This window comes from Cytobacillus horneckiae, from assembly GCF_002835735.1.
Classification (GTDB): Bacteria; Bacillota; Bacilli; order Bacillales; family Cytobacillaceae; genus Cytobacillus; species Cytobacillus horneckiae.
On record NZ_PISD01000005.1, the window covers coordinates 37,002 to 50,401 of the forward strand.

General features: G+C 37.9%; 12 protein-coding genes. 10 read left to right on the plus strand and 2 right to left on the minus strand.

Annotated elements, in window-relative coordinates; translation table 11 throughout:
* The first annotated feature begins 435 nt into the window (after positions 1-435).
* The 4 genes from CWS20_RS01470 (at position 436) to CWS20_RS01485 (ending at position 5,234) form a co-directional block, all read left to right on the plus strand.
* Complete coding sequence (locus tag CWS20_RS01470; protein WP_066193665.1) at positions 436-1,395, plus strand: NADP-dependent oxidoreductase; 960 nt, start codon at positions 436-438, stop codon at positions 1,393-1,395.
* Positions 1,396-1,742: 347 nt separating this feature from the next.
* Positions 1,743-3,017: a histidine--tRNA ligase gene (locus CWS20_RS01475; RefSeq protein WP_066193668.1), complete on the plus strand. Its 1,275-nt coding sequence runs from the start codon at positions 1,743-1,745 to the stop codon at positions 3,015-3,017.
* Between the two features lie 496 nt (positions 3,018-3,513).
* Positions 3,514-4,728, plus strand: coding sequence for an MFS transporter (locus tag CWS20_RS01480; protein ID WP_066194313.1), 1,215 nt, complete (start codon positions 3,514-3,516; stop codon positions 4,726-4,728).
* Between the two features lie 38 nt (positions 4,729-4,766).
* The gene (locus CWS20_RS01485) at positions 4,767-5,234 is read left to right on the plus strand and encodes a GNAT family N-acetyltransferase (protein ID WP_066193669.1); all 468 of its coding nucleotides are present in this window, start codon (positions 4,767-4,769) and stop codon (positions 5,232-5,234) included.
* 41 nt (positions 5,235-5,275) lie between these two features.
* Here the strand turns inward: CWS20_RS01485 and CWS20_RS01490 are convergent, their stop codons facing one another.
* Positions 5,276-6,058 carry an SDR family oxidoreductase gene (locus CWS20_RS01490; protein WP_066193673.1) on the minus strand — a complete coding sequence of 261 codons (783 nt, stop codon included), beginning with the start codon at positions 6,056-6,058 and terminating at the stop codon, positions 5,276-5,278.
* 159 nt (positions 6,059-6,217) lie between these two features.
* Here CWS20_RS01490 and CWS20_RS01495 point away from each other — a divergent pair, with 159 nt between their 5' ends.
* The 6 genes from CWS20_RS01495 to cyoE all read left to right on the plus strand — a co-directional run bounded on the left by CWS20_RS01495 (position 6,218) and on the right by cyoE (position 12,684).
* Positions 6,218-6,832, plus strand: a complete 615-nt coding sequence (locus CWS20_RS01495) for a TetR/AcrR family transcriptional regulator (RefSeq protein ID WP_066193674.1) — start codon at positions 6,218-6,220, stop codon at positions 6,830-6,832.
* Positions 6,833-6,898: 66 nt separating this feature from the next.
* Positions 6,899-7,978, plus strand: a complete 1,080-nt coding sequence (locus tag CWS20_RS01500; RefSeq protein ID WP_066193678.1) for a threonine aldolase family protein — start codon at positions 6,899-6,901, stop codon at positions 7,976-7,978.
* Between the two features lie 6 nt (positions 7,979-7,984).
* Positions 7,985-8,455, plus strand: a complete 471-nt coding sequence (locus CWS20_RS01505; RefSeq protein WP_066193682.1) for a GNAT family N-acetyltransferase — start codon at positions 7,985-7,987, stop codon at positions 8,453-8,455.
* A 561-nt stretch (positions 8,456-9,016) separates the two neighbouring features.
* Positions 9,017-10,123 carry an NAD(P)/FAD-dependent oxidoreductase gene (locus CWS20_RS01510; RefSeq protein ID WP_066193685.1) on the plus strand — a complete coding sequence of 369 codons (1,107 nt, stop codon included), beginning with the start codon at positions 9,017-9,019 and terminating at the stop codon, positions 10,121-10,123.
* A gap of 520 nt (positions 10,124-10,643) precedes the next feature.
* Positions 10,644-11,291 (plus strand): type A chloramphenicol O-acetyltransferase, encoded by a 648-nt coding sequence (gene catA / locus CWS20_RS01515; RefSeq protein ID WP_066193687.1) that lies wholly within the window; start codon positions 10,644-10,646, stop codon positions 11,289-11,291.
* A 481-nt stretch (positions 11,292-11,772) separates the two neighbouring features.
* Positions 11,773-12,684, plus strand: coding sequence for a heme o synthase (gene cyoE, locus CWS20_RS01520; RefSeq protein ID WP_066194314.1), 912 nt, complete (start codon positions 11,773-11,775; stop codon positions 12,682-12,684).
* A gap of 30 nt (positions 12,685-12,714) precedes the next feature.
* Here cyoE and CWS20_RS01525 read toward each other — a convergent pair whose 3' ends face one another.
* Positions 12,715-13,326, minus strand: coding sequence for a TetR/AcrR family transcriptional regulator (locus CWS20_RS01525; RefSeq protein ID WP_066194318.1), 612 nt, complete (start codon positions 13,324-13,326; stop codon positions 12,715-12,717).
* Positions 13,327-13,400: the final 74 nt, after the last annotated feature.

Consider the following 13,400-nt stretch of genomic DNA (forward strand, 5'->3'; position numbering starts at 1 on the left):
TCTGCTTATGAATAGTCAAAAGTCCAAAATTTTATATAACTACCAAGGGGCATCCATTAGCCGAATAGTGACTAATTGGATTGCTCCTTTTTAGTCTGAAAAGTCAGAATGGCGAATGCTAAAAGAATGTAGATTTCATGTAATATAATAATGAATTTTTTCACATTCCTTCCATTATAGCGCTCATTTTTCGCTTTTGACTATATGACAATAATAGAGCAATAAATAATAAAATAAAAAAGATAAAAAGAGTTAAAAAAGCAGGTCTAAAAAGTATAAATGCCCCCATTAACAAAGCCTTCATATATATGCATCGTTAACCCCCTCCTTATTACAAAGACGAAATGAGGGTCACATTGGTTTTAGTCATAAAAATTTTGAAATGCGTTTTGGTTTTGATAATCTGTTTTTAAAGTACATCTGAGGAGGCCCTCTATGATCGGTTTTGGAATTGAACAATACGGTGATGAACAGCAAATTAAAGAGATACATGTGAATACTGGAAAATTAGGTCGCAATGACCTGCTAATATCTATAAAAGCGAGCGGTGTAAACCCCGTAGACTGGAAGGTTCGTAAAGGACTTCTGCAAAATGATTTTCCCTATCAGCTCCCACAGATTCTTGGCTGGGATGCAGCAGGGACAGTCAAAGAGGTTGGAGAAGCTGTGGCTAATTTTCAAGCAGGGAATGATGTCTTTTTTCGGCCAGAGATGGAAAAGCAAGGAACATATGCTGATGAAATCATCGTTCCTTCCAGCCTTGTCGCTCCTATGCCAAAAAATCTTACTCATATTGAAGCGGCATCCCTTCCATTAGTTGGACTTACTGTGTGGCAAGCACTAATAGAAGTGGGAAATGTAAAAGAAGGAGACCATGTATTAATTCTAGCTGGAAGCGGAGGCATCGGCTCATTTGCGATTCAATTAGCAAAAGCAAGAGGGGCATATGTTGCTGCTACGACAAGTAAGAAAAATGAGAACTTTGTAAAAGACCTAGGTGCAGACGAGGTATTATTATATGACAGTACTTTTTTTGATACAATCACCTCTTTTGACTTTATGCTTGATACCCTTGGCGGAGAGGCATATCGTGATGCCATTCGCTGGATGAGGCGCGGAGGAAAAGTAGCAACCATTATTAGTGAACGTGATGCAATTCGACCGGCAAATGTTGATGAATATGAAAAGGAAAAGCTGCTGAAAGTGGAGTTTGTATTTACTCGTCCAGATGGAGAAAGTATGAATCATATAAAAGTACTTGTTGAGGCTGGACATATTCGTCCAATCATTGCATCGGTTTTTCCTATGACAGTCGAAGGCGTTCGTAAAGCGCATCTGACCAGTCAAACAGGCAGAACTCGTGGGAAAATTGTTTTAAACCGGAGAGATGGATGAATTTCACTGTCGTTACTGGCCACTGCTTTTCCGAAGTATTGCCCGTATACCCAGGTTTCATACGATTACGGGCACTGATTTTTCAAAAAAGTTCCATTTTTATTGCTATTCATCAAAAGATATGATAAATTATGTAAAATCAGAGGTGGAAAGCATGAAAATATTCGCAAACGGTTCACAAAACCAACATCATCATATCAAGTAGCCTTGCTAGCCGATTTTAAAACAATCGATATAGGAAGGCTATTTCCCATTAAACCGCATGGATAAAGTGTTAACGCTTATATCTAATGCGGTTTTTTATTTTTTTGCAGAGCCATTCTTTAAAAAATAGGAGGTTTGTAGTTATGAAGAAAATGGATTATCAAAATGTAAAAGGTACACAGGATTACTTGCCAGAGGATGAAGTGATAAGAAGACAGGTGAGAAGGACATTGGAAGATGTGTTCATTTTATATGGATGCAGCCCTTTAGAAACGCCAATTCTAAATTATAGGGAATTACTTGCAAGTAAATATGGTGGAGGATCAGAAATTCTTGAAGAAATGTATACATTATCTGATCGTGGTGAGAGAGAACTTGCTCTCCGCTATGATTTAACGATTCCCTTTGCAAAAGCGGTCGCGATGAATCCGAAGCTGAAAAAACCGTTCAAAAGATATGAAATTGGGAAAGTGTTTAGAGACGGTCCGATAAAAACTGGGAGACTTCGTGAATTCACGCAATGTGATGTCGATATAGCCGGAGTAGATTCTCAAATAGCTGAAGCTGAATTAATGATGATGGCACTGGACGCATTTGAGAAGCTAAACTTGCGTGTAGAAATTCAATATAATAATCGCAAAATCCTAGCTGGCATATTAAATGTTTTTGAAGTACCAGCGGATCAAATAAATAAGGTGATTTTAATTTTAGATAAGCTTGAAAAGGTTGGTCGGGATGCTGTCTTGAAGGAGCTTTTAGATAATGGCTTAACAACAAAGACGATTAAGCAAGTTGAACAATTTTTAGTAGAAGCCGATCTTCGTTATATCGCGGAATATGCGGAGGACAATAATCAGCTGAAGGAAGGCTTGCACGAATTAAATGAGCTCCAAGGTTATTTGGCGTATTTAGGGGTTGACGCTCAATGTGTTTTCAACCCTTTTCTGGCAAGAGGGTTAGAAATATACACAGGTACAATCTATGAGATCTTTCTAGCTGACCGCTCAATTTCTTCCAGCATTGGTAGCGGAGGACGCTATGACCAGGCAATCGGCGGGTTCATTGGCTCAGGAGAAAATATATCTACAGTAGGAATCTCGTTTGGATTGGATGTTATTTTTACTGCAATAAAACAATTATTAAATGAAATGACACCGACTTCAAAAGTGCAATACTATATCGTTCCTCTTGGTAAAAAGAAGGAAGCTATGCTTATTGCGAAAGCATTGCGAGATAAAGGGTTTCCAGTAGAACTTGAAATGAGCGGCAAAAAAGTCGGAAAGGCTCTCGAAAAAGCTAACAAAGAACAAATTCCATATGTCATCATCGTTGGAGAAGATGAGGTAAAGGGCAATAAAATGAAAATTAAAGATATGGTCACTGGAAAAGAAAAAACGGAAGCTTTTTCATTTTCGTGAAATGAATGCAGCATTAATTAGTCATAAGTATCTTATGGCGCCAGAGTTTGAAAAAGTGAAAACAAGATCTTTAGTTGGATTTGTAGAGGTGTCCGCTCGACTCCTGCGGGAGAGAGGCGAGACAGTCGAGAACATGGAAATGCCGCAGTGAAATGACCCTAAAAAGCTAGACACATTATTTATGCAACCATGGACTGAGCCAGGTACTCTACTGTACTTAGTCCTTTTTATTTTTTTGCAGTAAAATGACGAATGGCTCAACTGTGGTGCTATTTGTCACTTTAAACCTCAGTTAAAGTGACGAATCGTTCTATTCAGATACGTAACTGGAACCCGAAATTATGCGTAGTCAGCAAAAAGTTCCTCTATAACATAAACCATAAGTTTCTTATGGCTTATGAAGAAAAATATTCAATAAAAATTGAATATAAAATTCTAAATATATTGAATAAAAGGTGACGAAACGATAAAATGAATGAAAAAGGAGGGAAACATAATCAATTCCATTTTTAAAAACCGTTCATTTCTATTTATTTGGTCAGGAAATGCAATATCTGAGCTAGGCGGCGCGTTTGGAACCTTTTGCAATTCAATACTAATCTATCAGATGACCGGTTCAACAGCTGCTTTAGGAAGCATGTGGCTGCTATATTTTATTCCGTCGCTATTATTGCAGTTGTTTATTGGCCCGTTTATTGATCGCTGGAGCAGGAAATGGCTTATGATCTGTACACAATGGGTTAGGGGATTCATCTTTTTGCTACCGCTCATTTTATTGATGCTGGAGAGTCTTACACCTCTGTCAATCTACATCGTCCAAATGATTATTGGACTAGTCACTCCTATTTATACCCCCGCAAATCAAGCAATGACACCAACGATAGTTACGAAAACGCAGCTTAGTCAAGCTAATTCAATCATCGATGGGACAGTAAGGATCATGACATTTTTAGCACCGTTATCAGGAGGATTTGTCATCGAATTTTTAGGTATTCAATTTACATTCATACTAATTATTAGTTTACTGCTAATTAGCGGCAGTTTGCTGTTATTTGTTTCTGAACCGAGAAGGAAAGAAAAACAGCGAGGCACATGGATGCAGCAATTTATGAAAGGAATCACTTTTTTCTTTAAAAATAGAATCATTGCCTGGCTGGGAGTATTTTTAGCTTTTGTTCAATTTGGCGTAGGAGTGACAATGGTCATTACACTTCCGTACATAACAAATGAATTGTCAGGGAGTTATTCAGACTACGGCATGTTCATGGCCAGCTTTCCGCTCGGGTATATAATCGGTTCGCTTCTTGTCGTGAAAATGAAGATAATTAATATGCGGACAGTCATGCTGTCTTCGCTAGCTATAGGGGGATTGACCTTTATATTTCTTGGGTTGAACAACAGCTTCTCCTTTGCCATTCTAACAGAGGTTTTAGCGGGAATTGCGATGGCAATCTTTAATATCCACAACCTCACCATTTTTCAGCAGGTCGTGCCAAACGAATTATTTGGAAAAGTATCGTCCGTACGCCTTCTTATCATTAGAGGTGTGATGCCGTTAGGTGTTTTATGCGGCGGCTTTGCGGGTGAATGGATAGGAATTCGCGGTTTATACATTATGATTGGAGGTGTCATTGTGATTGTTGCATTTGTAGCTCTATGTCATCCATATTTTAAATTTTTAGAAATAATTGATTTTAAAAGTGATAGATGATAGAATAGGAACAAACGTTCTTTGTGAGGGAGACATAAATGGAACTTATCATCTATGATCAATCGTATAATCCAATCATTCAAACGTATCAGCTGACTGAAGACCAGCTCATGTTTACTGGCACACCGGAAGAATCAATATTAAAAGCAGAGAAAGACTTAGGACGCTACCCCATACTTGCATTAGAAAATGATAAGCTGGTTACTTTTTTTGTTCTTCATATTAATGAGGGGGTTAAGCCATATACTAATAATGAAAAAGCCATTTTAATTCGCGCATTTTCGACAGATACCAGGGAACAGGGGAAAGGGTATGCTTCACAATCTTTGCAGCTTCTTCCACCCTTTATTAAAAGTCATTTCCCTGGAGTTAATGAAATTGTGTTAGCGGTAAATGTAAGGAATATAGCAGCACAAAGGTTGTATAAAAAGTGCGGGTTTGCAGATGAAGGCAAAAGGACGATGGGGCCAAGCGGAGAGCTCATCGTGATGAGCTATTATCTATAACATAATAAAAACGAGCGGCAAGGAGCCGCTCATAATCAAAATTAATATTTGTACGATTGTCCGCCGTCAATCGGTATAACCGTTGCGTTGATAAAGTCTGCATGATTTGATAGCAGAAATGCAACTAAGTATCCCACTTCTTCAGGTTTACCAAAGCGTTTCATAGGATTGACACTGACAAACTCTTTGCCCGCTTCTTCCCAGTTGTCCCCGCCAATTTGTTTAAGAGACCCTTCTACCATTGGCGTCATGATCGCACCTGGAGCAATGGCTTTAACGCTAATACCGTACTGACCGTATTCGATACCGGAGTTTCTCGTTAAACCAACAACGCCATGTTTACTTGCTGCGTATCCTGATTGATTTCCTACCCCGCGGATTCCTCCGACAGAAGCTGTATTGACGATAGAACCGAATCCTTGTTTTTTCATTTCTTTTAATACATGTTTCATGCCGTAGAATACACCATTTAAATTAATATTTACAACGCGATTGAATTCATCAATACCGAAGTCTTCTGTTAAATTTTGTTTTCCTTCAATACCTGCGTTATTAAAGAAGCCATCAATTTTACCGAATTTATCAATCGTAAAGTTCACAAACTTTTCTACTTCTTTTTCTTCAGCTACATTCGCTTCTACCAGTTCAACTACTGCTGAAGGAGTTTCAGAGAGAATGCCAGATTTGCTCTCTTCCAATGCAGCTTTATTCAAGTCTACAAGGACAAGCTTTGCTCCTTCTTTAGCAATTTGACTAGCAGATGCTCTCCCAAGGCCAGATCCACCGCCAGTAATAATAACAACTTTATCTTCAAAGCGTTTCATAATGTATACTACCCCTTTATTGTATATTATGATAAGGTTTTTTTAACCTCAAAATAAGTTTAATTGTATACATGAAGCCCTTCAATCAGTAAAAAAATTGAGAGTGTCGATACAATCAACATATTCTCATAAAGTGTTCATTTCAGGAGGAAAAAATACATGATTGAGCATTCAAGTAAAATATCCAAGCAAGGTGAACGAACAAAGAGCCATTTAAAACAAGCATTTATCGCTCTTGTGAATGAAAAAGGTTATAGTCATGTGACGGTTACCGATATGATTAAACGGGCGAAGTATAACCGCACAACTTTTTATTTGTATTATCATGATAAACAGTGCCTTGCCGAGGAATTGCAATTCGAAATGTTTGCACGCATTAAGGAAAAAAGCATAAGCAAATATGAAAAAGGCAAAACCATTAATATAACGGACATGGGACCGACATCTTTTGAATTAACTCATTTTATATTTGACAATCAGGCTTTTTTTAATTTGTATCTTAAAAATGATACTATTCCCGGCTTATATAAAGATTTGCCTTTGGCAATATATGAAGTTTTGGAAGAAAGCTTCATTCTTTCACCAGTTAATAAGAAGGATATAAACCATGCAGCACATAAATTATATATGGCCCATGGAACAGCTGGCTTGATTATGAATTGGATTAAAACCGGCTACTCCCTTTCAGCAGATGAAATGTCGCAACAATTAATTAATATTCTTCAATCCTTTGCAAAGGAATTTTCTGTTGTCAGCAAGCGTTCATTAAAATAATCTAATCTGCATCATATTTGTGTTATATTAATTACGAACATTCAGAAAAAGGATGAAGGTGAAAAAATGAAGCTTGCAGATTCTTATAAACAGACTCAATATCAATTAGCTGGTCATGGCAAACGCAATATTGAAGTTTTGAAAGAGGCTTTCGATCAAGTCGATGGGGAAATGGATAGCGATATTTATGGAGAAGGTCACGTGATAGAAAGTTTTGAAAGGAAGATAGCAGCATTATTAGGAAAAGAAAGAGCAGTCTTTTTCCCAAGCGGAACAATGGCTCAGCAAGCTGCCTTGCGCATTTGGTGCGATGAAAAGGGTTCGAGGAAAATTGCCTATCATCCTTTATGCCATCTGGAAATACATGAAGAAGATGGTCCGAGGAAGCTGCATCACTTTGAAGTGACTCATTTGGCAGATGAAACGAGAGTCATTGAAATGGATGATCTAATAAATATAGATGATGGTGTTTCTGCCGTATTATTAGAACTGCCGCAACGTGAGCTTGGCGGACGGCTGCCGAGCTTTGAAACGCTTCAGAAAATCTCTGCCTATTGCCGTGAGAAGGGAATTCGGTTACATCTAGATGGCGCCCGATTATTAGAGGTACTTCCATACTATAAGAAAACTGCTTCAGAAGTCAGTAAATTATTTGATAGTGTGTATCTTTCTTTCTATAAAGGAATTGGCGGAATCGCAGGCGCTATATTAGCCGGTGAAGAGTCTTTTGTCAATCAGGCAAGAGTATGGAAGCGCCGGCATGGAGGCGATCTCATTTGCCTTTATCCATATATCATTCCAGCTGACCATTTTTATGAAAAAAGGAAGGATAAAATGGCAGACTATTATGTCTCGGCAAAGGAATTGGCTAAATCATTCAATGCCTGTAATGGAGTGACTACCATCCCCGCAGAGCCCGTTTCAAATATGTTTCATGTTCATCTTCCCTTAAAGAAAGAGGAGGCTGAAGCCTTTATCGCAGAAATACACGAAGAAACCACCATTGGTCTCACTGCTAAAGTACAGGAAAGAGGCAATCAAGTGTATTTTGAGCTAAGCCTTGGGGATAATTATCAATCTATTCCAAAGGATGCATTGGGCCATTTATTCACAGTGTTAGAAAATAAAATGAAGACAAGCGTTTAAAAGGCGATGCGAATCCGAAATGTAATAGCAGAAGATTATTACTATATAGCACCAGTTATTAATGACTGGTGGGGCGGCAGGCAGATGATGGATATGCTGCCTAAGCTGTTTTTTGATCATTTTAATGATACGAGCTTTATTGCAGAAAAGGATGGAGAATACATTGGATTTTTAATTGGGTTCCTTTCCCAGTCAAAGCCCACAGAAGCTTATATCCATTTTGTTGGCGTTCATCCGGAATTTCGCAGCGCTAGCATTGGAAAAAAGCTTTATGAAACATTTTTCAAAGAGGTGCAATTGAGAGGGATAACAAGAGTAAGAGCTGTCACTTCGCCAATCAATCAAACATCCATCTCCTTTCATAATAAAATGGGATTTATGATAGAAACAGGGGATAAGGTCGTGGACGGCCTATCTGTCTATTCTAATTATGATGGGATTGGACAGGATAGAGTATTATTTTTAAAGGATTTATAAGAAAACCTGCACATGCGGCAGGTTTTCTTATTTTGTCTGGAGAAGGACTCAATCATTTGAATGTCCCTTGTATTTATCTGTATTTATAAAATAAAGGCAACAAGTCATTTTTATATAAGTAGAAAAATATGGTAAATTTAAAACGCTTATTAGCGGCGAATCTTGTATCAATGATCGGAACAGGCAATTTTATTTGGATATTTAACGATTTTCGTGATGATTCTGCTTAGCATCATACCTTACTTAGGAAGATTAATTGACAATCATTCTAGAAAAAACAGATTTTTTATATTGTGGTGATAGGTACAGACTAAATTCTATTAAACTGCTTATGCAATCTTTGCTTATTTTTATTATCACGACCTTTTTTGTCAGCAATGATGAAATGATATAAGGTTATATAACACGAACTGTGTTAACTTTGATTTCTTCTCTTTTGCTTATATTAGTGAGCTTAACAAACAACCAGATTAAGGCGTTCTTATTGTTGTTTGAAAATAGTGTATATTATAATTATTGTATGTATTACTCATTTTAAACAAATTAAGGGATTGATTTAATATGAAAATCATAGTTGTCGGTTCTGGAATCGTAGGTTCAAGCACAGCTTATCATCTTGCTAGAAAAGGAATAGAAGTCATAGTTGTGGATCAAGGCCATCAAGGTCAAGCAACTGCAGCAGGTGCCGGTATTGTTTGCCCATGGATCTCCAGTGTCGAAAATGAGGATTGGTATACGATTGCACGACGAGGGGCATTGTATTATCCACAATTAATAGAAGCACTTAAAAATGATGGTGAAGAAGATTTCGGATATAAATTGGTAGGTGCAATTGCGGTGAGTAAGAATGAAGATGAACTGAGCCGCTTTGAGCAGCAAGCATTAGCGAGAAGAAACGATACGCCGGAAGTTGGCACGGTTAAGCGCTTATCGGCAGAGGAAACAAGCAAACGTTTTCCGCTGCTAGATGATGAGCTTCAAGCTGTCTATGTTTCTGGTGGAGCTCGGGTGGACGGCAGGAGCTTGCGTGATGCAATGCAAAGAGCAGCAAAAAAATATGGCTTAACCTATTGCCAAGGAGAGGCTGAGCTTATCGTCTCTAATGACAAAGTCACTGGCGTTAAAGTTGATGGAAAAGAGATTTTTGCTGATAAAGTGATTCTTACAGCAGGTGCTTGGACAAAAGCGCTATTATCTCCATACGGGATAAACCTGCAAATTGAGCCGCAGCGAGGCCAGATTATTCATTTTTCAGTAGCGAATGAGGACACAAGCGAGTGGCCAGTTGTTATTCCACATAGTAGTTATTATATGCTGGCCTTTGATGATTCCCGCGTGGTTGTAGGTGCAACAAGGGAAACTGGAACAGGATTTGATTATCGGCTCACTGCAAGTGGAGTAAAAGAAGTCATTGATGCTGGCCTCGAAATGGCTCCTGGACTTGCAGATAGCACGATCCATCAAATGAGAATCGGATTTAGACCGATGGGACCTGATGTATTGCCGCTCCTTGGTACGATCGATAAATTAGAAAATATTATCATTTCTACAGGACTTGGGCCTTCCGGCATCACGATGGGGCCATATGTTGGTGTGCTTGCTGGTGAAATCGCGCTCGAAAGTAAAATCGATGTAGATTTAAGGCCGTATCATCCTTTAAGAAAGTAAGAAAAAGAGTGGCTGCCTAATTTGAGCCACTCCTTTCTATTGATAAAACACAACCTCATCGATATCCCTCATCTATACCATTGCTCCTGTCCCATCGGTGAAGTGAGTGAAGGGATAGATAGTAAAAAAATGAAAGTAATTTAATGATAGGGGTGCATTTTTGAAAAAGGCAAGGAGATTTACTCTAGAGGAGAAAATACTAGTGATACAACTCTATTTATTGGGAAAGTAAAGTGACGAACAGTGCCCGAGAAGAGTGAATTGTCATTTTAATTAAAATGGTCATCGCTTTTTCCGGTGAGCATAATAAGTGTAAAAACAACGGATAACAGTAAAATGATGATAACGATGGCATATAATATGTTCATAAGGTGCTCCTGGAAGATAGTTTGATAATGACAGTGATTGATCATTTCAGCATGATTCCGAGTAATAAAATAAAAATTAAGGGCTGATGATGGTGATAAGAGCAGTGGATGTGGCCTCCTAAATACAGATTTTAAATTTTAGGAGGCTAACGATGAAATTCAATTTAATTAACCAAAATGACTGGAAAAGAAAACCATATTTTGATTATTATTTAGCACAGGAGACTACTTTTAGTATAACAAGCGAAATAGATATCACACCATTATATTTCCATCTGAAATCGCACAAATTTAAGTTTTATCCTGCCTTGCTTTATATGCTGACAAAAGTAGTAAATAATCATGATGAATATAGAACGTGTTTTAATGAAGATGTGGAACTGGGCTATTGGTCGAGCATGGTGGCGAGCTATACAATATTTAATGAGAAGTCAAAAACTTTCGCAAGCATTTGGACGGAGCATTCCGAGTGCTTCAGAACCTTTCATCAAAAGGTGATTGAAGACATAAGAGCGTATGAAGGAAAAGAGGAACTGTTTCCTAAGAAACCAATCCCTTCGAATTCCTTTCCGGTGTCGATGATTCCTTGGGTAAGTTTTACGGGATTTAATTTAAATATCATGAATCACGGTAATTATTTATTGCCCATTTTTACTGCAGGAAAGTTTATAAGAAAAGAGTCGCGAATTTTTCTGCCAGTTTCTTTGCAAATGCATCACGCAGTCTGTGATGGTTATCATGCGAGTCAATATATCAATGAATTGCAAAAACTGGCTGATGAATATGTGAAATGGATATAAAAAGCGATGGATGGAGACTACTGTAATCTTGAGCGCGCTCCGAAACCATCCGCGTGGTGAAAAGAGCTGAAAGGTAGATAATAGCTTTTTTAATGAGCATCACGCAGTGTTATTGGAGAAATTTACGGAACGGTTATAAATACGATGAATCCAGGTCTGAATTAGGACCTGGGTTTCTTTTAGTTGGCGCATATCGTTAAAGCCTAAGAAACTTTTCTGCAATCAGTCCTAGTAAAAAGCAAACAGCATCTTTATAATGGAAAGGGTTGATTATTTTTTATTTGTTCTTTATGCGAACTGGAATAGTGAGGTTTTACAATCGTCAACCATTTGCTCTTCGATTAAAGGGCTATCTGTAATATTTTTGAATAAATTGTGAAAGGTTCGCAAGGAGAGATAAAATCCTATATAAAGTGTTACAATATAATAGAAATACAATACGGAAGGGAAAGTTCCTTGTGTTATGGAAAATGGTATCAGCATGAATAATTCTGTACAGCAAACACGTCAGCCTGTGACTAAGATATTCGCTGCGACAGTAAAGACTGGGATAATAAAATCCAATCTTTTTCCTATGTTTGCAGGTTTGACGCTCGCTTTATATACGTATGGCTATGGGATTTTTGATAAAATTCCAGAGGTTATTTTTGCCTTGATTGGTTCAATATTAATCATAGGCTCTGCCGGTGCATTTAATAATCTATATGATCGCGATATCGATTCGATTATGGATCGAACGAAGAACAGACCGACTGTTACAGGTGAAATTTCCGCTAAAACAGCTTTGGCTCTGGCGATTGTAATGGGTGTTCTGGGAATAGCCGCGCTTGCAATGACAACTCCGCTTGCTGCGTTGTTAGGCTTTCTGGGGTGGTTTTTTTATGTCGTTCCTTATACGATGTGGACAAAAAGAAGGACGGTTTATAATACTGAGGTAGGCAGTATTTCTGGTGCGATGCCGCCATTAATTGGTTGGGCAGCGATTCATCCGGATATTACTCATCCTGCGATTCTAGGACTTTTCGTTATTCAAGTTATTTGGCAAATGCCCCATTTTTATGCGATTGCAATCCGCAAGCATGATGATTATAAAGCGGCAAATGTGCCAATGCTTCCTGTAGTGAAAGGGATAAGAAGAACTTATTTGCAGACAAATGTATACTTGGTTCTGTTAATCTTAACTAGCTTTTTATTCTGGCCGCTAAGCCCGGGACTGACGTTAGTCGCGTTATTGTTAAGTATCGGCTGGCTGGTTTTAAGCATTTATGGATATAAAAAAATGGACCCAGGCAAGTGGGCAAACGCATTGTTCTTCTATTCATTGATTCATATGACAGTGTTGTTTTCCACGGTAATCATTTACTCTTTAGTGGGTATCCTATTTAATCTTTAACGAATAACGCTTCTGCTCAAAGCAGAAGCGTTATTTTTTAAGTTCAGTATTATCGACTCTTTTTATATGAATATTTGCTCTGTTAGAGGAATAAGAAAGGATTTCGATTAATTGCTCGGTCATATGTGCCGGAGTATACTTAAAACCGCCCTTTACCCAAGAAACAATCAAACCAAAGAGTGCATATACGTTATAGCTTGTAAGCAGTTCGCTATTAATTCTTTCATTTACTTGATCCATTATAATCTCTTGGCTCGTTAACTGTGTAAAGACATGAATGATGCGGTCCTGGAAGCCAGGAAGAACATTGGAATTAACGATCATACTATAAAATTCAGAATAGGAAGCAACATGTTCAAAGATTTTTACCGTTGTAGTGGTAAGTTCATTGATGCTAAATTGGTCAGTGCGCAAATACGGTGCTCTATATGAGGAAATTAAGTCCTCCATCACATCATCAATTAATTCATCCAGCAGTTCTTCTTTCGTTTGAAAATGTTTATAAAATGTACCGCGGTTTAAATCTGCCCGCTGAACAAGATCCGTTATCGTTATTTTTTTAAAATCCTTTTCTCGCATTAATGAGATTAATGCGTCTTTTAGCACTTTTTTTGACTTGCTAATTCTTCTGTCATTTTTCATGAACAAAACACGTCCCATATGTCTATTAATTTTTAATATTGTACAAATTGATATGAAAATATCGATTAATGTAC